We start from the raw sequence: 265 nt of genomic DNA, 5'->3' as shown, positions 1-265 counted from the left end.
GAGACGTCGACTGGCTGGTCTCCGTGGACTCCACGATCACCCGCGCTCATCAGCACGCGGCCGGCGCCCGTAAAAAGGGGCAGGCCCTGCAGAAACGGCACACACTCACGCCCTCGGACGATCCCGTGGCGGACTGACGACCAAGATTCACCTCGCCTGCGACGGTCATGGCCGTCCGCTCAGCTTTGTCGTCACCGGCGGCAACATCAACGACTGCACGCAGTTCGAGCAGGTCCTCGCGCAGATCAGTGTTCGCCGCCCAGGC

1 pseudogene is annotated in these 265 nt (G+C 65.7%); it reads left to right on the top strand.

Going from position 1 to position 265, the window contains the following annotated elements:
* A pseudogene (locus tag IA22_RS36725) lies at window positions 1–265 on the top strand (transposase); the annotation flags it as partial.

The organism is Kitasatospora papulosa (genome assembly GCF_000717245.1).
Lineage (GTDB): Bacteria > Actinomycetota > Actinomycetes > Streptomycetales > Streptomycetaceae > Streptomyces > Streptomyces papulosus.
Note: the sequence above shows the minus strand (reverse complement) of the source record. Positions and strands in the feature narration are given on the sequence as shown.